Source organism: Brevibacillus humidisoli (assembly GCF_020923435.1).
In the GTDB taxonomy this organism is placed as follows: Bacteria; Bacillota; Bacilli; order Brevibacillales; family Brevibacillaceae; genus Brevibacillus_E; species Brevibacillus_E humidisoli.
This window is the reverse complement of the sequence record NZ_CP087263.1, coordinates 2117832-2143024: the sequence shown is the minus strand read 5'-3', so window position 1 is coordinate 2143024 and position 25193 is coordinate 2117832. Positions and strand designations below refer to the sequence as shown.

General features: G+C 52.7%; 24 protein-coding genes. 21 read left to right on the top strand and 3 right to left on the bottom strand.

The window, feature by feature from the left end; all coding sequences use genetic code 11:
* Positions 1-66: 66 nt before the first annotated feature.
* From dxs to LOK74_RS10530, 15 genes are all read left to right on the top strand, one after another.
* Entirely contained in the window at positions 67-1956 is a 1890-nt protein-coding gene (dxs, locus tag LOK74_RS10600) for a 1-deoxy-D-xylulose-5-phosphate synthase (RefSeq protein ID WP_230046598.1), read from the top strand.
* Positions 1957-1961: 5 nt separating this feature from the next.
* Complete coding sequence (locus tag LOK74_RS10595; protein WP_230046597.1) at positions 1962-2771, top strand: TlyA family RNA methyltransferase; 810 nt, start codon at positions 1962-1964, stop codon at positions 2769-2771.
* Positions 2772-3071: 300 nt separating this feature from the next.
* Positions 3072-3929 carry an NAD(+)/NADH kinase gene (locus tag LOK74_RS10590; RefSeq protein ID WP_230046596.1) on the top strand — a complete coding sequence of 286 codons (858 nt, stop codon included), beginning with the start codon at positions 3072-3074 and terminating at the stop codon, positions 3927-3929.
* Positions 3930-3937: 8 nt separating this feature from the next.
* Positions 3938-4387, top strand: a complete 450-nt coding sequence (gene ahrC, locus LOK74_RS10585) for a transcriptional regulator AhrC/ArgR (protein WP_230046595.1) — start codon at positions 3938-3940, stop codon at positions 4385-4387.
* A 13-nt stretch (positions 4388-4400) separates the two neighbouring features.
* Positions 4401-6131, top strand: coding sequence for a DNA repair protein RecN (recN, locus tag LOK74_RS10580; RefSeq protein WP_230046594.1), 1731 nt, complete (start codon positions 4401-4403; stop codon positions 6129-6131).
* Between the two features lie 106 nt (positions 6132-6237).
* Positions 6238-7554 (top strand): SpoIVB peptidase, encoded by a 1317-nt coding sequence (spoIVB, locus tag LOK74_RS10575; protein WP_230046593.1) that lies wholly within the window; start codon positions 6238-6240, stop codon positions 7552-7554.
* Between the two features lie 184 nt (positions 7555-7738).
* A complete protein-coding gene (spo0A, locus tag LOK74_RS10570; protein WP_230046592.1) occupies positions 7739-8521 on the top strand; it encodes a sporulation transcription factor Spo0A in 783 nt (260 codons plus the stop codon).
* Positions 8522-8896: 375 nt separating this feature from the next.
* The gene (locus LOK74_RS10565; protein WP_230046591.1) at positions 8897-9472 is read left to right on the top strand and encodes a beta-class carbonic anhydrase; all 576 of its coding nucleotides are present in this window, start codon (positions 8897-8899) and stop codon (positions 9470-9472) included.
* A 140-nt stretch (positions 9473-9612) separates the two neighbouring features.
* Positions 9613-10452: a metallophosphoesterase gene (locus LOK74_RS10560; protein WP_230046590.1), complete on the top strand. Its 840-nt coding sequence runs from the start codon at positions 9613-9615 to the stop codon at positions 10450-10452.
* Positions 10449-10823, top strand: coding sequence for a VOC family protein (locus LOK74_RS10555; protein WP_230046589.1), 375 nt, complete (start codon positions 10449-10451; stop codon positions 10821-10823). Before LOK74_RS10560 ends, LOK74_RS10555 begins: the two co-directional genes overlap by 4 nt.
* A gap of 152 nt (positions 10824-10975) precedes the next feature.
* Positions 10976-11155: a DUF2759 family protein gene (locus LOK74_RS10550; protein WP_230046588.1), complete on the top strand. Its 180-nt coding sequence runs from the start codon at positions 10976-10978 to the stop codon at positions 11153-11155.
* A 102-nt stretch (positions 11156-11257) separates the two neighbouring features.
* The gene (gene steA, locus LOK74_RS10545; RefSeq protein WP_420908757.1) at positions 11258-12418 is read left to right on the top strand and encodes a putative cytokinetic ring protein SteA; all 1161 of its coding nucleotides are present in this window, start codon (positions 11258-11260) and stop codon (positions 12416-12418) included.
* Between the two features lie 8 nt (positions 12419-12426).
* Entirely contained in the window at positions 12427-12984 is a 558-nt protein-coding gene (locus tag LOK74_RS10540; protein ID WP_230046586.1) for a copper transporter, read from the top strand.
* Positions 12971-13651 carry a glycosyltransferase family 2 protein gene (locus tag LOK74_RS10535; protein ID WP_230046585.1) on the top strand — a complete coding sequence of 227 codons (681 nt, stop codon included), beginning with the start codon at positions 12971-12973 and terminating at the stop codon, positions 13649-13651. The genes LOK74_RS10540 and LOK74_RS10535 overlap by 14 nt, the downstream gene beginning before the upstream one ends.
* Positions 13648-14523 carry a UDP-N-acetylmuramyl pentapeptide phosphotransferase gene (locus LOK74_RS10530; protein ID WP_230046584.1) on the top strand — a complete coding sequence of 292 codons (876 nt, stop codon included), beginning with the start codon at positions 13648-13650 and terminating at the stop codon, positions 14521-14523. The genes LOK74_RS10535 and LOK74_RS10530 overlap by 4 nt, the downstream gene beginning before the upstream one ends.
* Positions 14524-14535: 12 nt before the next feature.
* Here the strand turns inward: LOK74_RS10530 and LOK74_RS10525 are convergent, their stop codons facing one another.
* The 3 genes from LOK74_RS10525 to LOK74_RS10515 all read right to left on the bottom strand — a co-directional run bounded on the left by LOK74_RS10525 (position 14536) and on the right by LOK74_RS10515 (position 16449).
* Positions 14536-15189 carry a hypothetical protein gene (locus LOK74_RS10525; RefSeq protein ID WP_230046583.1) on the bottom strand — a complete coding sequence of 218 codons (654 nt, stop codon included), beginning with the start codon at positions 15187-15189 and terminating at the stop codon, positions 14536-14538.
* A 39-nt stretch (positions 15190-15228) separates the two neighbouring features.
* On the bottom strand, positions 15229-15981 hold the full coding sequence (locus LOK74_RS10520) for a MerR family transcriptional regulator (RefSeq protein ID WP_230046582.1): 753 nt from the start codon (positions 15979-15981) through the stop codon (positions 15229-15231).
* Positions 15982-16173: 192 nt separating this feature from the next.
* Positions 16174-16449 carry a DUF2627 domain-containing protein gene (locus LOK74_RS10515; protein ID WP_230046581.1) on the bottom strand — a complete coding sequence of 92 codons (276 nt, stop codon included), beginning with the start codon at positions 16447-16449 and terminating at the stop codon, positions 16174-16176.
* 114 nt (positions 16450-16563) lie between these two features.
* Here LOK74_RS10515 and LOK74_RS10510 point away from each other — a divergent pair, with 114 nt between their 5' ends.
* The 6 genes from LOK74_RS10510 to LOK74_RS10485 all read left to right on the top strand — a co-directional run bounded on the left by LOK74_RS10510 (position 16564) and on the right by LOK74_RS10485 (position 25180).
* Positions 16564-18615 (top strand): sigma 54-interacting transcriptional regulator, encoded by a 2052-nt coding sequence (locus LOK74_RS10510; protein WP_230046580.1) that lies wholly within the window; start codon positions 16564-16566, stop codon positions 18613-18615.
* 300 nt (positions 18616-18915) lie between these two features.
* Positions 18916-20007 carry a Leu/Phe/Val dehydrogenase gene (locus LOK74_RS10505; RefSeq protein ID WP_230046970.1) on the top strand — a complete coding sequence of 364 codons (1092 nt, stop codon included), beginning with the start codon at positions 18916-18918 and terminating at the stop codon, positions 20005-20007.
* Positions 20008-20204: 197 nt separating this feature from the next.
* Positions 20205-21626: a dihydrolipoyl dehydrogenase gene (gene lpdA / locus LOK74_RS10500; protein WP_230046579.1), complete on the top strand. Its 1422-nt coding sequence runs from the start codon at positions 20205-20207 to the stop codon at positions 21624-21626.
* A gap of 20 nt (positions 21627-21646) precedes the next feature.
* Positions 21647-22648 carry a thiamine pyrophosphate-dependent dehydrogenase E1 component subunit alpha gene (locus LOK74_RS10495; RefSeq protein WP_230046578.1) on the top strand — a complete coding sequence of 334 codons (1002 nt, stop codon included), beginning with the start codon at positions 21647-21649 and terminating at the stop codon, positions 22646-22648.
* A gap of 14 nt (positions 22649-22662) precedes the next feature.
* Positions 22663-23646 (top strand): alpha-ketoacid dehydrogenase subunit beta, encoded by a 984-nt coding sequence (locus tag LOK74_RS10490; protein ID WP_230046577.1) that lies wholly within the window; start codon positions 22663-22665, stop codon positions 23644-23646.
* Positions 23647-23851: 205 nt separating this feature from the next.
* On the top strand, positions 23852-25180 hold the full coding sequence (locus LOK74_RS10485; RefSeq protein WP_230046576.1) for a dihydrolipoamide acetyltransferase family protein: 1329 nt from the start codon (positions 23852-23854) through the stop codon (positions 25178-25180).
* Positions 25181-25193: the final 13 nt, after the last annotated feature.

Sequence of the window (25193 nt, the reverse complement as noted above, 5' to 3'; positions counted from 1 at the left end):
TTTATAATGAAGCAAGTTTCAACCTCAATCGCTTGATGGACGTGATTTGGAAAGTGAGGGATTCATGTGTTGCTGGAGACGATACACAGCCCGGCTGATCTAAAAAAGCTAAGTATGGCCCAACTGCATCAACTCGCTGCGGAAATCCGCGATTTTTTGGTAGAGAATCTGGCCGCAACCGGCGGACACCTGGCTTCAAATCTGGGAGTGGTGGAGTTGACGCTGGTCCTTCACTACCTGTTTGACAGTCCACAGGACAAGCTGATTTGGGACGTTGGCCATCAGGCGTATGTACATAAAATCCTGACGGGTCGATCCGATCAGTTTCCGACCTTGCGCCAGTATAAGGGACTGTGCGGCTTTCCCAAGATGAGCGAGAGTCCCCATGATGTGTGGGAGACTGGCCACAGCAGCACATCTCTGTCGGCAGCGATGGGGATGGCTACCGCACGCGATCTCAAAGGAGAGAAGAACCATGTCGTGGCGATCATCGGAGACGGTGCGCTGACTGGCGGGATGGCCCTGGAAGCGATGAATCACATCGGGGACGAAGGCAAAAATGTGATCGTCGTCTTGAACGACAATGAAATGTCGATCGCTCCCAATGTGGGTGCGTTGCATAATTATCTCGGCAAGCTGCGAACAGGCCATAACTATCGCTGGGCCAAAGATGAACTGGAGCACCTGCTCAAAGCAATTCCCGCTGTAGGCGGAAAACTGGCCCATTGGGCAGAGCGGCTCAAGGACAGCATGAAGTACCTGCTCGTCTCCGGAGTCTTATTTGAAGAACTGGGTTTTACCTATATCGGCCCGATTGACGGCCACAACCTTGAGCTGCTGCATGATGCGATGAGAACGGCAGCCCAGACGAAAGGACCGACCCTGGTGCACGCGATTACCAAAAAGGGCAAGGGATACGCACCTGCGGAAGCGGATTCGTTTAAATGGCACGGGATCGGTACCTACAAGATCGAGTCAGGTGAGGAGATCAAATCAAAGCCAAAGGCTCCTTCCTACAGCAGCGTGTTTGCCAACACAATGATTAAACTGACCGAGGAAGATTCACGGGTTGTGGCAGTCACACCGGCCATGCCCGGTGGATCGGGACTCGTTAAATACGCGGAGGTATTCCCTGAGCGGATGTTTGATGTCGGAATTGCCGAGCAGCACGCTTGTACCTTTGCAGCAGGACTGGCTACACAAGGTCTGAAGCCGGTGTTTGCGGTCTATTCCACCTTCCTGCAGCGGGCGTATGATCAATTGGTCCATGATGTGGCGCGGCAAAAACTAAATGTGATCTTTGCGATCGACCGGGCAGGGCTAGTTGGAGCGGACGGTGAGACCCACCAAGGTGCGTACGACATCGCCTTTATGCGAGCGATACCTAATATGGTGATGATGGCCCCAAAAGACGAAAACGAGATGCAGCACATGATGAAGACGGCGGTAGCTTACGATGACGGCCCTATTGCGTTTCGCTACCCACGCGGCAACGGGCTTGGTGTGCCGATGGATGAGCAGCTTCAGGTTTTGCCCATCGGCAAAGCGGAGATCATCCAGCAAGGTCACGGTGTGGCCATCCTCTCATTTGGCCACGTGTTTGACTTGGCTGAGAAGGCGGTCGATCTGCTGAAGGCGGACGGCATTTCACCAATGCTGGTAAACGCTCGCTTTTGCAAGCCGTTAGACGAAGAGTTGCTGATCAGCCTGGCGCAGTCCGGATATGATCTGGTAACGGTGGAAGAAGGCTGTATCAGCGGCGGTTTTGGCAGCGCCGTACTGGAGTTTCTCGCCCAGGCAGGTTACCGGCATACGGTCGTAGAGTGCATCGGGATTCCCGATTACTTTGTGGAACATGGCAGCGTCAAGGAGCAGCGGCAGGAGATTGGGCTTACCGCTGAGGCGATCGCGACAAAGGTGAGGGCGCTGTATCCTGCACATAAACAGAGGGCATAACGGCGATGAGAAAAGAACGATTGGATGTCCTGCTCGTCGAGCGTGGTCACTATGCAACAAGGGAAAAAGCAAAGGCAGCGGTGATGGCTGGATTGGTGCGGGTAGGCGGTGAGCGTTGTGACAAGCCGGGGACCAAGCTGCCAGAGGATGCCGCGATTACGATAAAAGGAGAGCTTCACCCCTACGTAAGCCGCGGCGGATTAAAGCTAGAAAAGGCGCTGCAGCAGTTTCAAGTGGATCTTTCCGGCAAAGTGATGATGGATATTGGCGCGTCGACTGGCGGATTTACCGACTGTGCCTTGCAGCACGGCGCCCGTCGGGTTTATGCGATCGATGTGGGCTACGGGCAATTGGCATGGGAACTGCGACAGGATGAACGGGTAGTGGTGATGGAGCGAACCAACTTTCGTCATCTCGATCCTGACCAGTTTGCCCACGAGCGGCCGGATGCGGCTTCGATTGATGTGTCATTTATCTCACTCCGTTTGATCCTGCCGGTTCTGCACCGCTTTCTAAAAGAAGATGGGGATGTCATTGCACTCGTTAAACCGCAGTTTGAAGCAGGGAAAGAAAACGTCGGCAAAAACGGCATTGTCCGCGACCCGGCTGTTCACCGTCAAGTCTTGACAGACGTAACCGCCTTTGCCCGAGAGATCGGGTTTGCCGTGCAGGGGATCAGCTATTCCCCGATTACCGGCGGAGAAGGAAATATTGAGTTTTTGCTCCATCTGCGCAAGCAGACAGCTAACCAGGGAACGGACCATCTGCATGACTGGATCTCCCAGGTCGTGAAAGAGGCACACAATTCTCTGTGAGCGGTGCTTCCGTTGAGATCATGGTATGGAAAAGATTAAGCGTTCCGTATAGGGACGCTTTTTCTACTGATGGAAAAACAGTGTGCTAAGCAATCGGATGCAAGTGCAAGCTTCTGCAGAAACGGTTTGACACTCGACTTGTAAAAATCCAAATAACTCCTTTACGATCCAAACATTACCACAAAAAGCGTATTGGGTCGACGCATAGTTCCTTTTCATGCGAAACAGGCTTTTTTTGCCTGCATAAAAAGATGTATACTTGTATAAAAGAAACCAACCTGACAAGCTTGGGGTGGCGACGTGAAGAGAATTGGAATTATAGCCAACAGAGGAAAACCGGAAGCCCGCATCGTAGCGCGGGAGCTTCTCCACCTACTGGAAGAAAAAGGTGCGGAGGTTGTATTGGACGAAAGTATTGCGCATATACTGGGTCGCCCCGATCTGGCTTGTCCAGTCGAACAGTTTCGAGAACGTGCTGAGCTGCTCTGTGTACTTGGTGGAGACGGTACACTACTTGGGATCGCTCGTCAGTTGGCAGGACATGCATTGCCGATCCTGGGCATTAATCTGGGAACATTGGGCTTCTTGTCAGAAGCGGAACCGGATAATCTGCAGACGGCAGCAGAAAGCCTGCTGGCAGGAGCGTATCGAATTGAGCAGCGTATGATGCTGGAAGCAACCCTGCTGCGCAAGGGAGAGCCGCTAGCGACCTATACGGCGATGAATGACATTGGGATCGCCAAGGGATCGTTTTGTCGGATTATCCAGTGTGCCGTCTATCTGGACGATCAATACGTGGCCACGTTTAGCGGCGATGGTGTGATTGTCTCCAGTCCTACCGGGTCTACGGCTTACTCGTTGTCGGCTGGTGGCCCGATTGTAGCACCAAATGTAGACATGCTGCTGTTGACACCAGTTGCTCCTCACTCACTTACTGCGAGACCCATGGTTTTTTCTGCGGACCAGATGATTCGGGTCGAGGTTGACGCGGTTCATCAAGAGATGGGATTGTCCATCGACGGACAGTTCGGCTACCGGCTGGAAGGCGGAGATGTGATCTGCGTCAAGCGCTCTCCTCATGCAACACCATTGATCAAGTGGAACGACGGCAGCTTTTTTGAAGTGATTCGTAAAAAACTGCAAGGGGAATGGGAGTAGAAAAACAGATGAATAAAGGACAACGCCATATCAGGATCCGAGAAATTATCGCCAATAACGAGGTAGAGACCCAGGACGAATTGGTCGACTATCTCCGAGACGCCGGTTTTAACGTGACCCAGGCCACGGTATCGCGTGACATCAAGGAACTGCATTTGGTTAAGGTGCCGCTTGCAGACGGGCGGTACAAGTACTCACTGCCCGCGGATCAAAAGTTTAATCCACTACAGAAACTGAAACGAGCCCTGATGGACAGCTTCATCGGTGTTGATCATGCCAACAATCTGATCGTGATGAAAACGATGCCAGGGAATGCGATGTCGATTGCGGCCCTGATCGATAATCTGCAATGGCCAGAGGTGGTGGGGACCATCGGCGGCGATGATACGATTCTGATCATCTGCCGTACCGATGCACTCTCTCAAGAGGTAATACAGCGATTTTTGGACATGCTGTAGAGGAGAAGATGCGATGCTGCACGAATTGACGATTCGCAACTTTGCAATCATTAAATCGGTCACGATTTCGTTTCGTCGAGGTCTGAACATCCTAACCGGCGAAACAGGCGCGGGCAAGTCGATCATTATCGACGCGATTGGTCTGCTTTTGGGGGAACGCGGCTCTGCTGAGTTTGTCCGCCATGGGGAAAAACGGGCGGAGGTAGAAGGACTGTTCGAGCTGCCCAAGCATTCCCCGGCGTATGCCATCTGCGAAGGATTTGGGGTTCAGGTGGAGGCGGACGGGATGCTGGTCGTCAGGCGGGACATCTCGCTGCAAGGGAAAAACGTAATCAGGGTGAACGGGCAGTTGGTCACGCTGGCCATGCTGCGTGAGCTAGGTCCTTGGCTGGTGCAGATTCATGGACAACATGATGCCCACACCCTGATGCAGGCCGACAAGCATATCGGATGGTTGGATGCCTACGGTGAGTCGGAATTGAGCAAGACGAAACAAGAGTACGCCCAGCTCTACAGTGCGTATCGCAAGACCCGCCAGGATCTGGAGCGGATGGCCAAGAACGAGCGAGAACTGGCACAGCGGATCGATTTGCTGACCTATCAGCTGCAAGAGATCGAGGAAGCCTCGCTTGAGCCTGGAGAAGATGACAAACTGCTCGGTCTCCGCAAAAAATGGAGCAATGTGGAAAAAGTCTTTGCCGGAATTGAAGATGCTTACCAATCCCTTTACGGGGAACACCATGGGCTTGACTGGTTGGGTCACGCGATGAGTGAGCTGGAGCGTGTTCTGCCTTATGACGATAGTCTTGCTCCGATCGTAGACTCGATTCGCTCCGCCTATTACCAGATTGAGGATGCGGTCCAAAGTCTGCGTCAAGTGAGGGAACAGCTTGAGTTTTCACCTGAGGAACTGGCTGAGGTGGAGCGGCGGCTGGATCTCATCTCCAGTTTGCGCCGAAAATATGGGAAAACGGTAAATGATATCCTTGAGTATGCCGCGGCTGTTCAAGATGAGCTGGAAGAGATCCAGCATTACGACGACCGTCTGCAAAAGCTGGAATCTCATCTAAAGGAATTAGCCGACGACCTCGCCGTGGAAGCGTTGGAACTCAGTGTAAAACGTCGTGAACTAGCCAAACGGCTTGCTGCTGCCATTGAGCAGCAGCTTCATGAGCTGTGCATGGAGCGGGCTCGATTTGCCATTGAGGTACGCCAACAGCCGGATGAACAGGGTATCGAGGTAGAGGGAGTGAAGCGACAGATCAATGCACGAGGCATTGACCAAGTGGAGTTTATGATCGCGCCCAACCCCGGTGAACCGCTGCGTCCGCTGGCCAAAATTGCATCAGGCGGGGAGCTTTCCCGGATCATGCTGGCGATTAAGACGATTCTGGCTTCAAGCGACCAAGTGGAGACCTTCATCTTTGACGAGATCGACACTGGAGTGAGCGGACGTGCTGCACAGGCGATCGCCGAGAAACTGGCTCGGGTCGCTCAACATCGTCAAGTACTTTGTATCTCTCATCTGCCGCAGGTCGCTTCCATGGCTGACGTCCACTTTCTGATCTATAAAGAAATGGGCGAACAAGAGACGGTGACCAACGTTACGCCGCTCACAGATGAGGAGCGGGTGATTGAGCTAGCCCGTATGCTGGGCGGTGCCGAAGTGACGGAAAAAACCAAAGAACACGCGCAAGAAATGATCCTGATGGGAAAAGAACGAAAAGCTGTCAATGCGAATTGACAGCTTTTTTTCTGTTATAAACCCCATAGCCCTCGGTAACATTATAGATACGGCAAGGTGGAGATGTAGCAGTAGGGTGTAGGTAGGAGAGTAGGAGTGATTGCTGGTGATCCGTCAACAGAGAAGAAAATGGTTGGGAAGTTTGCTATTGCTCATCACCGCCCTGATCGTCAGCTCAACCCCGTTTCAAGTCCTAGCGTCTCTGCCGGATGAACTCCGTCTCTTCCAAGGGTCGCTGGCCAGATGGCAAATCTCCATGCCGGTTATGGGTACGCTAACCAACAGTAATCCCGATATTCTCCATGTCAATGGCACCGAGGCGAGGCAAGTAAACGTTGATCTAAGCAAACCGCTTTCATTTGAACCACGCAGAACGGGGGAGACCCAACTGCAGTTAAAGTGGGGAAGCATCCCGTTAAAAGCGGTAAAAGTAAATGTCCTGCCTGATATTCGCGTCATCCCGGGAGGACAGTCGATCGGGGTAAAACTACAGACAGCGGGTGTATTGGTCGTCGGACATCACCTGGTCGATACCGGAAAAGCAAAATTGTCCCCTGGAGAAAAGGCGGGGATCCATGTTGGTGACATGATTGTCAAGATAAACGACCTGTACATCAACGACATGGACGATGTGAAAAAAATCGTCAATGAAGCGGGAAGCAAGCATCAATCCCTCGACATGTTGGTTGTCCGCGGAAAAGAGAAGGTGAACCTGACGTTAACACCGGCGAAAGACGCCAAGGACAATGAATACCGTCTGGGATTGTACATTCGTGATTCCGCTGCAGGGGTGGGAACACTTACGTTTTACGAGCCGCGATCGGGTGCATACGGGGCGCTCGGCCACGTGATCTCAGATGTAGACACCGGGCAGCCAATTGTTGTTGGAGATGGACAAATCGTACAAGCAAGCGTTACCTCCATCGAGAAAGGGGAGAGCGGCAACCCTGGAGAAAAGTTTGCCCGCTTTTTCAATGAGAGCCACATCCTGGGTTCCATCACCCGCAACACTCCTTTTGGGATCTTCGGAAAAATAAAGGAGCAGCCGCAACAACACTCCCACCAGGAGCCGATTCCCGTTGCGCTGGCAGAAGAGGTACGGGAAGGCCCGGCGAAAATCCTGACCGTTGTCGATGGGCAGCAAGTAGAGGAGTTTGACATTGAGATCGTCAATGTGGTGAAACAACACTTTCCGGCGACCAAAGGAATGATCATCAAGATAACGGACAAGCGCTTGTTGGAGAAAACAGGGGGAATCGTACAAGGGATGAGCGGTAGCCCGATTATCCAAAGCGGCAAATTGGTTGGAGCGGTTACCCATGTCTTTGTCAATGATCCAACTTCTGGTTACGGTTGTTTCATCGAATGGATGTTGCAGGATGCGGGGATTCCGCTGCAGAAGAGTAAACTCAAGGCAGGATAAAAACTGCCTTGAGTTTTGATTTTTGTCGAAATATCGGAAAAATCTAACGAACTTTCGTCATTGGCAGGAACTGCTTTTTGCTTGTCGAATTGGTTTTCATGACAAAATCGTGATCTTATCTATCTGCATCCGAGTATCGGCATCCAGAAATAGGCAAAAAACAGTCAACCGAGGAGGAACGAGTTTGAGTAAGATTGATGTTGTATTGGCCGATGACAATCGAGAATTCGTAAACTTGCTGGAAGAGTACATCAATAGTCAGCACGACATGAATGTGATAGGCGTTGCTTACAATGGCAATGACGTCCTCAAAGTCCTACAAGACCGGGTTCCGGATGTATTGATATTGGACATCATCATGCCCCACCTCGATGGACTTGCCGTGCTGGAACACATGCAGCAGATGAGGCTCTCACCACCTCCAAAAATCATCATGCTGACCGCGTTCGGACAGGAAGAGGTAACCAAAAAGGCAGTCGAACTGGGGGCTTCCTACTACATTTTAAAACCATTTGACATGGACGTGCTGGCACAACGGATCAGACAGATGATCAGTCAAAACCAAACGACGTTTGTATCCACGGTAAAGAGCCAACCGTCTGCAGTCAAAGGCCGCAATCTGGACGCCAGCATCACCAACATTATTCACGAGATCGGGGTTCCGGCTCATATCAAGGGGTATTTGTACCTTCGCGAGGCCATTACCATGGTGTACAATGACGTGGAACTGCTTGGCTCGATTACCAAAGTACTCTATCCCGACATTGCCAAAAAGTTCAACACCACCGCCAGCAGAGTGGAGCGTGCGATCCGCCACGCCATTGAAGTAGCCTGGTCCCGCGGCAACCTCGACTCGATCTCCAACCTGTTCGGATACACCATCTCCAACTCCAAGGCAAAACCGACCAACTCCGAGTTTATCGCGATGGTGGCCGACAAGCTGCGGATTGAAGCTAAGATTAGCTGAGTGGAGCAGACCGATATTTCCTTCTGACCTATCTTAAAACAGGCTTTGTCCAGCATACGCTACGTGATTCAGACGCATCAAAAAGAACGGAAGAGCAGATTGTCATACAGGAGGGGAGCAACTGTTATGGTAGCTCCTCTTTGTGTAGTGTTTAGCGTTGCGTATGAGCAGGCTGACTGAAAGGGATCTTTCCCTATCAGACGGTATGCTGATATAATAAGGGAGTATTTATCCGCTTGATCGTTAGATTGTTTTCCTCTGTCAACTGATTAGACCGAGTATCAGGCTATACCTACCGCATACGCCAATCCAGTTCGCCATAAAAGCGGCAAGCTGACCGTACAAGCTTTTGGAAAAAGTGGAGGGGGAGAAAATATGTCGCGTCTCTATGAAATCATGGAGCATAACCAGCAGTTCCTTGAACAGAAGGGTTATGAACGCTTTCAAACAACCAAGTTCCCCGACAAAGGGCTGGTCGTCCTATCCTGTATGGACACGCGGCTTGTTGAGCTGCTGCCAAATGCCATGAATCTGAAGAATGGCGATTTTAAACTGATCAAAAATGCAGGAGCGATTGTATCACATCCGTTTGGCAGCATCATGAGAAGCATCCTGGTTGCGATCTATGAGTTAAATGCAAAAGAAGTATGTGTCGTGGGGCACCACGATTGCGGCATGAGCGCGGTCAATCCGGACGGGATGATGGAGAAAATGGTAGAGCAGGGCATTTCCGAAGAGACGATTCATGTCTTGGAAAACGCCGGAGTTGATTTGCGCAAATGGTTAAAAGGCTTCAATCATGTCGCAGATGGAGTCAAGAACAGTGTCCACATGATTCGCAATCATCCCCTGCTGCCTAAGCGTGTTGCCGTCCATGGACTGATCATTGAGCCTCACACGGGCAAGCTGGAGATTGTAGAAGATGGTTATCCGCACGTAAGCAATCGCTAAATCCCCTTTGCCCAACCGTGTAACCAGCGCCCCGATCCTCACGTATTTGATGATGAGGGGAGTCAGGCAAGAACAATCGTGTCTCCTTTTAAAACGTGGAATTGGGGCTGGTTGGGCTGCTGAAAACAAAGGTAGAGCGGGTGAGCCGCTTGGATTTTCTAAAACAGTTGTTCTATTGGATCACGCTGCCGGCCGGCGCTGGGGTATACGCCGTGTTTGTCGAGCGGTACTGGCCGGAGGTCCGGACTCATACCGTATACTTGGATCGACTGCCAGTTGCTTTTGACGGATTGCGGATCGTGCAGTTTAGTGATGTTCACCTTGGACATTATTACGGACCTCGACAGCTTGCGGACGTGGTTGACCAGATTCACTCCTTGCAGGCTGATCTGATCGCCTTCACTGGGGACCTGTATGATCGTGATCTTACATATGAGCGGGAGACGACAGAAATCCTCGCCCGCCTGTCGGCACCCTTAGGCAAATGGGCGGTCGTCGGCAACCACGATTACCGTGCGGGAGCAGAGGCGGTCGGCGATCTGTTGCGACGATCCGGGTTTCAGCTTCTGCATAATCGTCACAGCATGCTCAGTAAGGATGGCGCGGGACTTCTGATCGCCGGCGTCGACGATACGCTCCACGGAAGACCGGATATCGGCAGCGCGCTGCAAGGGATAACAGAAGAGATCTGCACCATTTTACTCGTACATGAACCTGATTTTGCCGATGTGAGCAAGCTGCATGGTGTAGATCTGCAGCTATCTGGGCATACACACGGCGGACAAGTGCGGATGCCGTTTATAGGGCACCTGGTACTGCCGCCGCACGGAGAAAAGTATCCTGACGGACTGCAGCAATTGGATGACTCGACGCTGCAGGTGTACACGAACAGGGGGATCGGCACGACAGGGTTACCGGTCCGTTTTTTCTGCAGGCCGGAAATCACCCTGCTAACCTTGCGGAGGAGGGATAGGTCGTGACCTACCACTTTGCCGGTATTGATCATGTCCAACTGGCAGCCCCAAAAGGATCCGAAGAACTGGCGCGTCACTTTTATCATACGGTGCTAGGTCTTGAGGAGCTACCCAAACCGGCAGAACTGGCCTCCCGAGGCGGTGTCTGGTTCCAATGCGGCGCGCAACAGCTCCACATCGGTATTGAGGAACCGTTTGTACCTGCCAAAAAGGCACATCCGGCGATTTATGTACGCGGACTGGCCATCCTAAAACACCGTTTGCAAGACAGTGGAATTGAGGTTAGGAAAGATACCAATCTGCCAGATATGACACGCTTTTATGTCGATGACCCATTTGGAAACCGCTTGGAATTCCTAGAGCGGAACAATTCCTAACAAGCACGTGCACCGTATATTTTGAACGCAACCGAACTAATTGTGAACCGTTTGTCACAAATAGCTAGATGACTTGTATCGCTGTTGGGTAGACTATATAATGGGATATGGAATTGTATGTGCGCAGATATTACTAAAGGAGTTGTCCCGCGATGAACTTGTTTGACGTTCTGATGTTTTTCTTCACCATTTTTATCGCTGCTGGCGTTTATCGCTCATTGAAAGCGAAAAACATGTTTGCGGTTGCGTTCGGGGCGGTATCGCTCGCTGTGTTTCTGTTTTCCGACGCGTTAATTATTTATTACGCATTTATTAAACCAGCAGCAGGTTAATAACACACGCCAAACGACAAAGGTTGTGCAGCCAGCACAGCCTTTTTTCTTTTGGTTGCATGAATCGCACCAGTATGAGGCATACTATGGGTGGAGGTGGGCGTGTTGAACAGACTGAAGCGAACCAACTCCTACTTCATTACCACCAGCTTGGTTGCGGATGACAAGACAAAACAATTGTGCAAGCGGATACAGCCAGGCCAGATTGCTTTGCTGTGTCACGAGGATGTAGATGAGGTAGCCGCTGTTTCTCTGTTGGAAGCCCGTGTGGGAGCGGTGATCAATACGGCGCCCTTTATGACCGGCAGCTATCCGGCGACTGGAGCCAGGCGGCTGCTGGATGCGGGGATTCCTCTGTACGAGGTGGCAGAGTCCGTTCCCCATCGGTTGATGCAGCTTCCCGACCATACCCCAGTTACAATTAAGGGTCATCAATTGTACATACAGGCGGATGAACCGATCGTGATACCCCTTCGTTTTATTACAGCTTCTACCATCGAACAAAAATCGCAGGAAGCCTATACTCGTCTGGATCAAACCTTGTCACAGTTTATTGATAACACACTTATGTATGCCCATCTGGAAAAAGATCTGTTTTTAAAACCACTAGCCAGACTGCGCTTGCCCGTAAACATGGCCAATCGTCATGTCGTGGTAGTGGTGCGCGGCAAGCATTACAGGGAAGATCTGCACATGCTTTCTTCTTATATAAAAGAGTACCGCCCCGTATTGATTGCCGTTGACGGGGGAGCCGATGCGCTGCTGGAAAAAGGCTACCAGCCTGATGTGATCATCGGTGACATGGATAGTGTGACCGACCGTGCGCTGCGCTGCGGAGCAGAGGTGGTGGTCCATGCCTACCCCGATGGACGAGCACCCGGCAGGGAAAGAGTAGAACGGCTAGGGGTTCCATTCCAGATCCTGCCCGCGCCGGGGACGAGCGAAGATGTGGCCATGCTGCTGGCCTACGAGGAGCAGGCGGAACTGATCGTCACCATCGGTACGCACACCAATATGATTGACTTCCTGGAAAAAGGGCGCAAAGGGATGGCCAGTACCCTGCTGGTCCGAACCAAGATCGGTCCCAAGCTGATTGACGCCAAGGGGGTCAGTCAACTGTATCAGCCTCGCGTTTCCTGGAGCTCTTGGGCATTGTTTGCATCAGCTGCGATCGTCCCTATCGTAGCGATTCTGGCGGTCAATCCGATCACACGTCATGCTGCTTATATGATTTGGAAGCAGTGGAAAATGTTAACCTTTTAGGAGACGAGATGATCCATATTCGTTATCACTTGGTCACAATTGCAGCGATTTTTCTTGCCCTAGGGATCGGAATCCTGTTGGGAGGAACTGCCGGTCAGTCCTGGTTTGCTGCTCGCCAGCAGGAGTTTTTGATCACGATGGAAGAGAAGTATGACCAGGCTCTGCAAAGCAATAACGAGTTGAAGCAGCAGGTGAACGAACTGATCATTCAAGTGGAGCAGAGCAACGAGGAAGTGATCCATCTGATGGCTGCCCGCTACGCCGATGATCTGCAAGGGCAGAAAGTATATGTATGGCGTCCGGAAGATCTGCAGATGGACTACTTGGAACGGGTGTTAGCCTCTGTCGGCGTGCAAACCGTTCCGTTTCAGCCGGATCAGACTGATTTTACCTACCCTTTGCTGCTGTTTGGCAAGGAACGTCCGTCGTGGGTTGCGACTCTGCCTGCCTCATGCAAATGGCTCCACGTGGAGACGGTGCCTGACACACCAGCCAAGCAGTGGAAGTTGTTGGAGAACGTGCAGCTTCTGCTCAAGGAGATGAGGTGGGAACATGAAAAGAGTTAGCATTGTCGTACCGGCTTTTAACGAAGCCCAACATATCGTCGCCACGCTGCAGGCGATACGTCATCGTGTACCTTGTGACGAACTGATTGTGGTTGACGATGGCAGTCGAGATGAAACGGCTATCCTGGCTGCCGATCTGGCTGGCCGGGTCCTGTGCCATGATGGAAACAGGGGCAAGGGGAAGGCATTGCAGACAGGATGGAACGCCGCATCCGGGGAGATCGTTGTGTTGTTGGACGCCGATTTGCGGGAAAGTGCCGGTGAGGCGCATCATCTGATCTACCCCGTGCTCGCCGGAGAGTGTGACATGGCGATTGCCCAACTACCCGCCCCCCTGCGGAAAGCGGGACTGGGGTTGGCCAAAGGGTTGGCCAGGCAGGGCATCCGCTGGCTGACCGGCTTTCACGCGATGGCGCCGTTGTCAGGTCAACGGGCTGTGCGCAGAGAAGTGCTGCATGCCGTTGGAAAACTGGATGAGGGCTTTGGTGTGGAAGTAGGCTTGACGGTGGATGCACTGCGAGCAGGGTATTCGGTGAAAGAAGTACCGGTACCCTTTACACATCGCCAGACCGGAAACGATTGGCACGGTTTTCTCCACCGCGGCCGAGAGTTTGTCGCGATTGGCCGCGCGCTGGGGCAAAAGTGGAAAGAGGGGCTGAAGGCATGAGCGGGAGTTGGAGAGACACCTCCTGGCTGCTGCTTCTCTCTGTGCTGATTCCCGTGTGCTGCCACCTCCTGTGCTATCGCCGCTTTAGGTGGGGACTAATTCGCCAGGGATTGGTGCGCAGAAATTATCGAAACAAGCGGATTCCCACTTCTGGGGGGATGCTGCTGGCCAGTGCAGCGACGCTTGCGATGCTGATCGTGACCAGTCTTGGCTGGTTGACCGGCGGCATCGTCGTAGATGGGCCGACGTTTCTCTTGTTCTGCTGCGGGTCCTTGATCATGCTGCTATTAGGCTGGCAGGATGACCGGGCCAACGATGGGAGCAACAAGGGGTTCCGCGGACATCTCCATGCTTTCTGGTCGGAGCGGCGGCTAACCAGCGGTCTGGTCAAATGTGTAGGGGGCGGATTGACGGCACTGCTGCTCAGCATCGCCCTCTCACAAGGAGTAGAGGAGGTCCTGGTTCATGCCGGGCTGTTGGCTCTATTCAGCAACTTGATCAATTTATTTGACCTGCGTCCAACACGGGCGCTCAAAGCCTTTTGGCTGTCAGCAGCCGCCTTGCTGACTACCGTTCCTTCCTTACTCTTTTCTCCTGCCGTCTGGGTATGGATCCTACCGGTGATGACAGCCAGCATTCTTTTTTTTGGTCCCGATGCTCGCGGACAGATGATGCTGGGAGATGCAGGGGCCAACTACCTTGGGTTTTTGCTAGGGTTTGGTTCGTTGCTGGTACTGCCGTTTACGGCCAAGGCAGCCGTACTGATCGTCTTGATTGTACTGCACCTGCTGGCCGAGATGATCTCGTTTACCCGGATTATCGAAGCGGTTCCGCTGCTTAGGCGACTTGATGAGTGGGGACGGCCGGTGTAAGCCATGTCCCCTTCAGTAATGGCTTTTTTCTCTCCTCTTTTTCGGAAAGACGACGTAAGATAGGGTGATGATTCCGTCTATCAATAAGACGACACTCCAGATCCGGCCGAAGAAACTAGCTGTCTCATTCTGAAAAAATCCGCTCAAGGCATACCGCACGGGCAGGGGAACGTCTGGCTCGGCAGGCAGTTCACTGATGCTGCGCAGTCCGAAGAGCAGGGCCATACCACCCATCACGACGATGTACAGCAGGAGGTGGATCGCAAACTTTCGCAATTCCTTCCGAGTATGGGCAAAGCCGTACGAGCTTCGTTTCATCTGACCTGTTTCTTCATCAGGCAAAGGGATGCCTTTCCACGTCGCCACCCGTCTTCTGACAAAAGAGTCGAGTCGCGCCAAGTCTTTCTTTCCGTATACCACAGCGTAGAGAAGGAACAGGAAGATGACGACTTGGAAGGTCTCAATGGTTCCTGTACGCAAATAATCAAGCACCCCGATAAACAGCAGCCAGAGATCGCTGGCCAAGAACAGGAGAAGAAACACGCTGCTGTATCCAACCAACCCTAACCAGTAGCGAAAGAATAAGAAACTGAGGATACTGCCCCAGAAAATGACTTCGCCAAGAACAAAAAACGTCCATTTATGATCTAGGACAAAATCGACCATTGTTCCACTCCTTGTCTTTCGCTTCTATGATACAAGCGGCTACTTTGTATGTCGCTGTTCGTAGATGTCGAACGCTTTGTCGAGAAAGGCTAGCAGTTCTGGCTCTAGGGGATACAAATGCATCTGGCGTGATTGCTCCGGTGACTTCCGAATATCCCACAACTTCTTCATCAGCTGTTCGTCTCCGTCGAGCAGCTTCTCCGTACTTATGATCATCCGTTCCACAAGCTGCTGCACTTCCGGGGAAGCGGGATCGTCCCGTAGTCGTCGGCGTGCTTCATCAAGCAACCCCATCCATTCACGGCTCACCTCGTCATTTCGTGCCGTATTGGGCAGACGGAGGATCAGCTCCCGTTCTTTCTCGCTAAAATGGGTTTTGCGGAACTCGTCGCGCACGGAGGATGGCTGCATGGATAATTGGATCAATTCATAGAGTAGTGGTGTTTTCAAGCCTCCCTCAAACCGGGCGATGGTTACGATCTCCTGCAGGCGCCGTTCTCTCACCTGCCACTCTGCTATTTGTTCACGCACCAGTTGCAACTGTCTTTCCAGATAGCTTTCCCAACTCCACGTCTGCATGTCCAGCATCTGTTGAATGTCAGACAGGCGGAATCCAAGCTGTTTGAGGAACAGGATCACATAGAGCTTCTCTATATCCTGCTGCGAATAGAGACGGTGCCCTCCGGGTGTGCTCCCGGACGGCCGCAGTAATCCGAGCGAATCGTAATAACGCAGTGTACGGTCGGTGATTCCGGTCTTCCGTTTCAATTCTTTGATCGAAATCATGTCCATAACGCTTCTCCCTTTCTGTTGTATGAGTAGTAGTATAAAAGATGACGTAACGTCAAGTTCAACTGTTTTTTTGCCTCTTCTGGCCATCATTTTTCCCAAGTTGCCTGCAGCCTCGCTAGCGGAGCAAAAAAAGACCTGCCCACAGCTGGAAATACAGCCGGGACAGGTGACGCCCATCCTTTATTCTCTCGGTTACACTTCTTCATCTTCTTCATCCGGTTCCCGCTTCATAAAGCGGGGCTGGACGCGGTTCCGCTTGCGGTCGTGGTGCAGGATGAACCCTCCGATAAAGAAGACAGGTACGACAAAAAGCAATAGTCCAAACAAGAATGGCCCCCACAAGCTCCCACCGGTGTATTCTGGATCAAAGGCGAGGTAAAACGTGTCTCGCATCAACTTGATTCCGTATACGGCAATTGCAGCCGGTACCAGCATAATCAACAGAGCAACCAGCTTTTGGCCCAGCATCGCAGTCACATCCTTTTTTTACACTATCACTCATCTTAAAACATTCCTCCGCCCTTGTCCATTGAACCGTAAAATGGGGTACAATTGGGGAGGATGCGGAAAAGAGGTGAGGGAATGCATAAACTCCTGATCGTCGGAGCAGGTCGAGGTGGAACAGCTCTTTTGCAGGTTTTGCAGAAAATGGAGAAGATTCAGGTGGTCGCATTGGTCGACCGTCGTCAGGATGCGCCGGGGCTCGCCCTGGCAAGGGAGTATGGCATCGAAGTGGCGACCGATTACCAACCGTATCTGGCACAAGTGGACGTGATTTTGGAAGCGACGGGAGACCCAGTCGCTTATGAAGATATTTTGCACAAGAAACCGGACGCTACCGTATTGATTCCCGGTACCTTTACCAGCCTGATTATGCGTTTGATCCATGAGCGTGAGCAGTTGATCGCCAAACTGACGGACAGTCAGCGGGAATACGATACGATGCTGGACTCCACGCATGACGCGATTATCGCCGTTAACGCACAGGGTATTATCACCTTGTTCAACAAAGCAGCAGAGCGATTGATGGGAATCAAGGCAAAGGACGTACTGGGCACCGAAGCGTCCGCGAGCATTCCCAATACCCGCCTGCACATTGTGCTAGAGACGGGACAGCCGGAGTTGAATCAGGAGCAGGTCTTGCCTAACCATACACGGATTATCACGAACCGCGTTCCGGTGCGGGACGAACGCGGGGAGCCTGTTGGTGCTGTAGCTGTTTTCCGTGACATTACCGAGATCATGAGCCTGGCAGAAGAAGTTACCGATTTGAAGGAATTGAAAAGCATGCTGCAGGCGATCATCAACTGCTCAGATGAAGCAATCTCCGTTGTAGATGGTGACGGAAACGGTCTGCTGATCAACCCGGCTTACACTCGGATTACCGGGCTTACCGAAGAAGATGTGATCGGAAAACCGGCTACCGTCGACATCTCGGAGGGAGAGAGCATGCACATGCAGGTGTTGAAGACACAAAAGCCGGTGCGGGGCGTTCCGATGAAACTAGGACCAAAGCGGAAGGACGTGATTGTCAATGTCGCGCCGGTGATGGTCGATGGGGTATTAAAAGGCAGTGTCGGTGTGATCCACGATATTACCGAGTTTAAGAGCTTAACCGAAGAACTGGAGAAGGCGAAACGGATCATCCGTACGCTAGAGGCGAAGTACACGTTTGAAGAAATCACTGGTGAGAGTGAGCCGATGCGGGTGGCCATCGAACAAGCCAAAAAGGCGGCACTGACACCAGCGACCGTCCTGCTGCGGGGCGAATCGGGGACGGGAAAAGAGTTGTTTGCCCACGCGATTCACAACGCCAGTGAACGGAAGTACAACCAGTTCATCCGGGTCAACTGTGCGGCCATTTCAGAATCCCTTCTAGAAAGCGAACTGTTCGGCTATGAAGAAGGTTCGTTTACCGGGGCCAGGCGGGGCGGGAAGCGCGGCTTGTTTGAGGAAGCCAGCGGCGGTACGATTTTCCTCGATGAGATTGGCGAGCTCTCCATGAGCATGCAGGCCAAACTGCTGCGGGTGCTGCAAGAGAGGGAAATCGTCCGTGTCGGCGCGACCAAGGCAACACCGATCGATGTGCGGGTGATCGCGGCGACCCATGTGAACCTGGAATCGGCAATTCAAGCAGGCCGGTTCCGCGAGGATTTGTACTACCGGCTTCAAGTGGTCCCCATCCACATCCCGCCGCTCAGGCAGCGCCAGGAAGATATCAGGCCGCTGGTTATGCACGTGCTGCGCAAGCACAACCAGGAGTACGGTCGTAACGTCAAGCAAATCGCGGACGAGACGCTGCAGATTCTACGCGCTTATCACTGGCCGGGAAACGTGCGGGAGTTGGAAAATGTACTGGGGCGGGCGATGATCAACATGAAGTTCAGCGAAACGTGCATTGAGCCGGAGCATCTGCCGCCCCTCGGCAGCAGCCTGGAAGAAGCGGCTGGAGAGCGGGGTAGGTCCTCTACGGCAGCTGCGCTTTCTTTGAAAGAGGTATTGGAGGAGGCGGAGCGAAAGCACATCGCCACAGTGCTCGCCGCTTGTGAGGGAAACCGTACGGAGACAGCCCGTCGCCTAGGGATATCGATCCGCAGCCTCTACTACAAGCTGGAGAAGCTTGGTATCGAGTAGCAGGTAGCAAAATCTGTTACTCTGATCCAAAGTGTGCATGTTATCTTCATAACATAATAATTATTATGTAAACAAAATGGCTTGTGCATTTTCTTGCACGCAAAATGTTGCAGCAACCTGCATCTTTTTGCGTGCTTCTTTATGGGCTGGCAGCGAGGGAGCACCAAAAATAAAGCGCTTACATTTTTATCTCCGTTTTGGCACGCTCATTGCAAAAGCTACATAGTGGATGTAATGAGAGTAAACCCTATATGCTATGAAGCTGTTTCAGAATGAGACCGAACGACGGAGGGACCGATGATGCAGATTTTTGAATACATGCAACGGTATGATTATGAACAACTGCTGCTTTGCCATGATCAATCGTCAGGTTTGCGGGCGATTATTGCAATTCACGATACCACACTGGGGCCGGCTCTCGGAGGAACCCGGATGTGGACCTACAACTCCGAGGAAGAGGCAGTTATTGATGCACTGCGTCTGGCGCGTGGCATGACATATAAGGCAGCCGCAGCCGGACTTAATCTCGGAGGTGGAAAAGCAGTCATTATCGGCAACCCCAAAACAGACAAAAGTGAAGCCTTGTTCCGTGCATTTGGCCGCTATATTCAAGGGTTGAATGGGCGTTATATCACCGCTGAGGACGTGGGAACCACCGTCGCAGATATGGACATGATCCACGAAGAGACTGATTTTGTCACAGGCGTCTCTCCTGCATTTGGTTCCAGCGGCAATCCGTCGCCTGTGACGGCATACGGCGTCTATCGCGGGATGAAGGCAGCGGCCAAGGTGGCTTATGGCAGCGACAGTTTGTCAGACAAGGTAGTCGCTGTACAAGGGGTAGGCAATGTCGCATACAATCTCTGCAAGCACCTGCATGAAGAAGGAGCCCACTTGGTGGTTACCGATATCAATGAGGAAAATGTCAGCAGAGCGGTGGCCGACTTTGGAGCCAAAGCAGTCGGCGTTCAGGAGATCTTTTCTGTCGAGTGCGACATTTTCTCACCCTGTGCACTGGGTGCAGTGGTCAATGACGACACCATTCCGCTGCTCAAGGCGAAGGTGATTGCCGGCGCAGCGAACAATCAGTTGAAAGAAGAGCGCCATGGCGATCTGATCCACGAAAAGGGGATTATCTATGCTCCGGACTACGTCATCAATGCTGGAGGATTGATCAATGTCGCTGACGAATTACAGGGGTACAACCGTGAAAGGGCATTGAAAAAAGTAGAAGGGATCTACGATAATATCATGCGTTTGTTTGAAATTGCCGAGCGTGAAGGGATTCCCTCCTATCAGGCGGCTGACCGAATGGCAGAAGAGCGAATCGCCCGGATCGCCAGCTCCCGCAGTATGTTTGTGAGAAACGAAAAGTCGATTTTATCCAGATAGTCAGGTATGATGGGAGAGGTAAGGATTTGCCTCTTCTCGCATTTGGTCGTTGCGGCGGCTGCTACACGGCAGCCGCCCGATGATGGCAGATAGCCAGTTTGCGCATCTTGGCCAGTCCTGTGAAAAGGCAGGATACAGTGGCTTGGGAGCGTACTAGGGGTATGCGACGGCAAACTGATATAAAGGAGATTAGCCCTATGTCTCAAGAATATGATCTTGTTGTACTTGGCGGCGGCACAGGAGGATATGTGGCAGCGATTCGCGCTGCACAGTTGGGGATGAGCGTCGCAATCGTCGAAAAGGAGAAGCTGGGCGGTACATGCCTGCACCGCGGCTGTATACCGTCGAAGGCGTTGTTGAGAAGCGCCGAAGTCTATGCGACGATGAAACAGAGTGAAGCGTACGGGGTTCTCGCGGAAAACGTCAGCCTCGACTTTTCCAAGGTGCAGACTCGCAAGCAAGGGATTATCGACCAACTGCATAAAGGCGTACAATATCTGATCAAGAAGGGCAACATCAAGCTGTATCAGGGATACGGCAGGGTGATGGGGCCGTCGATTTTTTCGCCGCAGGCGGGTGCCGTGCGTGTGGAGATGGCAGACGGTGAACAGGAGATGATTGTCCCACGTTTTCTGATGATTGCGACCGGTTCCAGTCCGCGTTCACTGCCAGGACTTGCAATTGATGGAGAATACGTGATTACCAGTGACGAGGCGCTGCAGCTAGACCAATTGCCTCAGTCGATCTTGATTGTCGGCGGAGGTGTGATTGGAATTGAGTGGGCTTCGATGTTAAGCGATTTTGGCGTTGAGGTGACCATCCTGGAGTATGCAGAGCGCATCTTGCCCCTCGAAGATGAAGAGATTTCCCGTGAAATGACCAGACTGTTGAAAAAGCGGAAGGTAAAAGTGGTGACCGGGGCCAAAGTTCTGCCGGACACGCTGAAAAAAGCAGAGGGAAGCGTAGAGGTTCATGCTGTTATCGGAGAGGGTGAACAGCGTTTCGAGGCGGAGAAGGTGTTGGTCTCCGTCGGACGAAAGCCTAATGTAGAGAGTCTGGGATTGGAAGCGACCGAGATCAAGCTAGAGCAGGGAGCGATCGCCGTCAATGCTTACTACCAAACGGCGGAGCCGCACATCTACGCGATCGGCGACTGCATCGGCGGGCTCCAATTAGCTCATGTCGCTGCCCGTGAAGGCACGATTGCTGTTGAACATATGGCTGGTTTGTCGCCAGAGCCGCTCGATCCCGCCAAGGTGCCCCGCTGTACATACAGCCGCCCGGAGATCGCCAGTGTTGGCCTGACCGAAGCGGAGGCGAAGGCACAGGGTTACGAGATCAAAACAGGCAAGTTCAGCTTCAAACCGCTCGGCAAGGCACTTGTTTTCGGTGAAAACGACGGTTTTGTCAAGCTGGTTGCTGATGCCAAAACAAACGATTTGTTGGGCGTGCACATGATTGGACCCAACGTGACTGACCTGATCTCCGAGGCAGGTTTGGCGATGGTGCTGGATGCAACTCCCTGGGAGATCGCACATGCGATCCATCCGCATCCCGCTCTGTCCGAGGCGATTGGCGAAGCGGCGCTGGCCGTTGAAGGAATCGCCATTCATAGTTAATTGATAAAGGGGGCATACCGATGACAAAATCGACCCAAAACCGTCACGCCGCTGTAGGCTTGACTGACCAACAGGTGCTTGACATGTATTATTATATGCTTCTGGCGCGTCGGATTGACGAGCGACAGTGGCTGTTGAACCGGGCAGGAAAAGTGCCGTTTGTCATCTCCTGCCAAGGGCAGGAGGCAGCACAGGTAGGTGCGGCGTTTGCCCTGCAAAAGGATAAAGACTACCTCTGTCCGTATTACCGTGATCTGGCGATGGTGCTGGTGTTCGGCCAGACAGCACGCGACTGCATGCTGTCCGCATTCGCCAAGGCGGAAGATCCGAACAGCGGCGGACGGCAGATGCCCGGCCACTTTGGCAGCAAAAAATACAACATCCTGACAGGTTCCAGTCCGGTTACCACCCAAGTTCCCCATGCAGTCGGCATTGCACTGGCCGGCAAGATGCAGAAAAAAGACTTGGTGGTGTTTACCTCTTTTGGGGAAGGGTCAAGCAACCAGGGAGATTTTCACGAGGGTGCCAACTTCGCCGGCGTGCATAAGCTTCCCGTTATTTTCTTCTGTGAAAACAACAAATATGCGATTTCGGTGCCGGTCACGAAGCAGCTCGGCTGCGAGCGGGTATCGGACCGGGCCGCTGGATACGGCTTCCCGGGGATTACGATTGACGGGAACGACCCGCTCACTGTGTATGAGAGCATGAAGCAGGCCGTGGATCGCGCCCGGGCTGGTGAAGGGCCCACACTGATTGAAGCGATTACGTATCGGTTGGTTCCCCATTCCAGTGACGATGATGATCGCACCTACCGTACCAGAGAGGAAGTAGATGAGGCGCGCAAAAAAGACCCGATCTTGCAGTTTGCCGCCTACCTGAAAGAAGCAGGTGTGATGGACGAGGAGAAAGAGCGTGAGATCGCTGAACGTGTCCAGGCAGAAGTGGATGAGGCCACGGAGTATGCGGAAAACGCACCGTACCCAACTCCGGAATCGGCACTGGACCACGTATATGAGGCGTGAGGGGGACGAGAGAGATGGCAGTGATTTCGTTTATTGATGCAGTTACCCAAGCGATGCGTGAAGAGATGCAGCGAGACCCCAGCGTGTTCGTGCTGGGAGAAGACGTTGGTGTTCGCGGAGGCGTATTTCGGGCAACAAACGGGCTGATCGAAGAATTCGGCGAAGAGCGGGTGATTGACACACCGCTGGCGGAATCGGCGATTGCCGGTGTAGCGATTGGTGCAGCAGCGTATGGAATGCGCCCGATCGCTGAGATTCAATTTGCTGACTTTATCATGACTGCGGTCAACCAAATCGTCAACGAAGCGGCGAAAATGCGGTATCGCTCCAACAATGACTGGAACTGCCCGATCACTATCCGTGCACCGTTTGGCGGTGGAGTGCACGGGGCCCTCTACCATTCGCAATCCGTGGAGGCTATGTTTACCAATATCCCCGGATTGAAAGTAGTTGCCCCGTCTACTCCTTATGACGCCAAAGGGCTGTTGAAGGCAGCGATACGTGCCAATGATCCGGTGCTGTTTTTTGAACATAAGCGCTGTTACCGTCTGATCAAGGGAGAAATACCGGAAACTGATTATGTCCTGCCTATTGGCAAAGCCGACGTAAAGCGGCAAGGAGATGACATAACGGTGATTTCATACGGGCTTACTCTCCACTTTGCCCTGCAGGCAGCGGAAAAACTGGCTCAGGAAGGGATCAGCGCCCATATCCTCGACCTCAGGACCCTGTATCCTCTAGACAAAGAAGCGATTATGCAAGCTGCCTCGAAAACGGGAAAAGTGCTGATTGTACACGAGGACAACAAAGAGGGCGGCGTTGGTGGCGAAGTAGCCGCCATCATCGCAGAGCACTGTCTGTTTGATCTGGATGCCCCGATCAGACGACTGTGCGGTCCGGACGTACCGGCCATGCCCTACAGTCCGTCGCTGGAGAAGTTTTTTATGTTGACCCCGGACAGTGTTTTGGAAGCGATGCGTGAACTGGCTCACTTTTGATAGGGGTACTCGGGTCTGGCTGCAGAGAAGTTCGTTCGACGCAGCAGTCGCCAGTATGAGGTACCTGAGGGCACCTGGATCTGGCTCAGCGAGGAAGTGTATTCGACGCAGCAATCGCCAGTATGAAGTACCCGAGGGCACTTGGATCTGGCTCAGCGAGGAAGTGTATTCGACGCAGCAATCGCCAGTATGAAGGAGGAGCGAAATGGCTACGAGTGTGCTGATGCCGCAATTGGGGGAGAGTGTAACGGAAGGCACGATCTCCAAGTGGCTCGTTAAAGTAGGTGATGTCGTCAACAAGTACGATCCGCTGTGCGAAGTGACGACAGATAAAGTAAATGCGGAGGTACCGTCAACCGTCTCCGGCAAGGTGGCGGAGATTGTAGTGCCGGAAGGGGAGACGGTAGAAGTAGGCACTTTGATCTTGTATATTGACGAGGGTGGAGCAGAGGCTGGCGATCCCTCTCCCGGGCGGGGAGAAGTTGATGCGAGCGCCTCGGTGCAACCTGCTGAGTCGGCGGGATCTGCTAGGGAGTCGACCGGCCAAGAGCGGGACCGGTCCGGAAAACAGCGGTACTCTCCGGCGGTCATGCGCTTGGCGCAGGAGCACAACCTGGATTTGATGAAGATCAAAGGAACGGGTGCAGGCGGACGAATCACCCGTAAAGATGTGCAAAAGGTAGTTGATCAGGGTGGTCTGCCTGTGGAGGCATCCCAGCAGTATACAGACGCCATCCCTGCAAATAGCGGACTGGTTCATGAGACAGCAGAGCAGTCCGCCCATCTGTCCACTGCTGGGCAGATTGGGCAAGGAGCCCATGATGTTTCCACTGCTGAAGGCGATCAGGTGATCCCGGTCAGCGCGATTCGTCGGACGATTGCCAACCGCATGGTACAGAGCAAACACGAGGCGCCGCACGCTTGGACGATGGTGGAGGTGGATGTCACCAATCTGGTCCAGTTGCGCAATCGGGTGAAAGACGAATTCATGAGAAAAGAAGGTGTGAACCTTACGTTCCTGCCGTTTTTTATTAAGGCTGTGGTCGAGTCATTGAAAGAATATCCGATGCTGAACGCTACCTGGGCAGGGGACAGCATTATTGTCAAAAAGAATATCAACATTTCGATCGCTGTCGCTACCGATGAAGCTCTTTTTGTGCCTGTCATCAAAGATGCCGACCAGAAATCGATCTACGGGATTGCCAGAGCGGTCGAAGACCTGGCCGCTCGTACCAGGGCCGGCAAGCTGACCATGGATGATATGAGCGGTGGCACGTTCACCGTGAACAATACTGGCTCGTTTGGCTCCGTGCTGTCGATGCCCATCATCAATTCGCCACAGGCGGCGATTCTAAGTGTCGAGTCGATCGTTAAACGCCCTGTCGTTATCGAGGACATGATAGCCATCCGTTCTATGGTCAATCTCTGTCTGTCACTTGACCACCGGGTTCTCGATGGATTGATCTGCGGCCGATTCCTGCAGGCGGTCAAGCGGCGGTTGGAATCGATCGGACCGGATACCGCTCTGTATTAAGTGGAGATCTACA

What these genes read in the sequence shown, in the direction of transcription:
- lpdA (WP_230046579.1), top strand. Translation starts at nt 20,205, where the DNA reads ATGTCTCAAGAATATGATCTTGTTGTACTTGGCGGCGGCACAGGAGGA.
- LOK74_RS10515 (WP_230046581.1), bottom strand. Translation starts at nt 16,449, where the DNA reads ATGCTGGGCCAAAAGCTGGTTGCTCTGTTGATTATGCTGGTACCGGCT.
- LOK74_RS10530 (WP_230046584.1), top strand. Translation starts at nt 13,648, where the DNA reads ATGAGCGGGAGTTGGAGAGACACCTCCTGGCTGCTGCTTCTCTCTGTG.
- LOK74_RS10520 (WP_230046582.1), bottom strand. Translation starts at nt 15,981, where the DNA reads ATGGACATGATTTCGATCAAAGAATTGAAACGGAAGACCGGAATCACC.
- LOK74_RS10535 (WP_230046585.1), top strand. Translation starts at nt 12,971, where the DNA reads ATGAAAAGAGTTAGCATTGTCGTACCGGCTTTTAACGAAGCCCAACAT.
- LOK74_RS10550 (WP_230046588.1), top strand. Translation starts at nt 10,976, where the DNA reads ATGAACTTGTTTGACGTTCTGATGTTTTTCTTCACCATTTTTATCGCT.
- LOK74_RS10485 (WP_230046576.1), top strand. Translation starts at nt 23,852, where the DNA reads ATGGCTACGAGTGTGCTGATGCCGCAATTGGGGGAGAGTGTAACGGAA.
- LOK74_RS10595 (WP_230046597.1), top strand. Translation starts at nt 1,962, where the DNA reads ATGAGAAAAGAACGATTGGATGTCCTGCTCGTCGAGCGTGGTCACTAT.
- LOK74_RS10510 (WP_230046580.1), top strand. Translation starts at nt 16,564, where the DNA reads ATGCATAAACTCCTGATCGTCGGAGCAGGTCGAGGTGGAACAGCTCTT.
- ahrC (WP_230046595.1), top strand. Translation starts at nt 3,938, where the DNA reads ATGAATAAAGGACAACGCCATATCAGGATCCGAGAAATTATCGCCAAT.
- LOK74_RS10525 (WP_230046583.1), bottom strand. Translation starts at nt 15,189, where the DNA reads ATGGTCGATTTTGTCCTAGATCATAAATGGACGTTTTTTGTTCTTGGC.
- LOK74_RS10565 (WP_230046591.1), top strand. Translation starts at nt 8,897, where the DNA reads ATGTCGCGTCTCTATGAAATCATGGAGCATAACCAGCAGTTCCTTGAA.
- LOK74_RS10495 (WP_230046578.1), top strand. Translation starts at nt 21,647, where the DNA reads ATGACAAAATCGACCCAAAACCGTCACGCCGCTGTAGGCTTGACTGAC.
- recN (WP_230046594.1), top strand. Translation starts at nt 4,401, where the DNA reads ATGCTGCACGAATTGACGATTCGCAACTTTGCAATCATTAAATCGGTC.
- LOK74_RS10505 (WP_230046970.1), top strand. Translation starts at nt 18,916, where the DNA reads ATGCAGATTTTTGAATACATGCAACGGTATGATTATGAACAACTGCTG.
- LOK74_RS10490 (WP_230046577.1), top strand. Translation starts at nt 22,663, where the DNA reads ATGGCAGTGATTTCGTTTATTGATGCAGTTACCCAAGCGATGCGTGAA.
- LOK74_RS10540 (WP_230046586.1), top strand. Translation starts at nt 12,427, where the DNA reads ATGATCCATATTCGTTATCACTTGGTCACAATTGCAGCGATTTTTCTT.